The 459-nt window shown below is 47.3% G+C and carries 1 pseudogene; it reads right to left on the reverse strand.

Annotated elements, in window-relative coordinates:
* Positions 1-459: pseudogene (locus tag HC176_RS16425) on the reverse strand (tetratricopeptide repeat protein); the annotation flags it as partial.

The raw sequence follows: 459 nt of genomic DNA on the forward strand, positions 1-459 counted from the left end.
TCGGAAGTATTTCCTGCAGCACATTCAGCCTTAGCTGATGCGCCTGCAGCTTCAATTCTTCTGAAGCAGTTTCGGCAATAACAAAATCCAGGAGTTCAAGTGCAGTCTCGGACTGCCCTTCTTCCCTTGCCATTACCGTAAGGCGTAAGATCGATCCCAATCCCTGCTGACCTCTCCTGTAGATCGCTTTTTCCTGCTGAAATGCCTTCTGAAATTCCTTTTGCTGTACAAAAAGCCAGCTCAGCATTTCGTTATAGAGAATATTCTGGTCTTCCTGAAGTCTTTTTAGCAGGAGACGCCTAAAAATGACATTGGCCTCGTTGGCAGGATCATCTGTGATGAATTGTCCGTAGATGCGGCTCACTCCAGGTAACAGATTTGGGTTACTCCCCAAAACGTCTATATAGTTGCTGAACATCTTTTCGATCTGCCCCTGCTCCCCGTAAAGCCGCGCAAGCT

This window comes from Tamlana crocina (assembly GCF_012037625.1).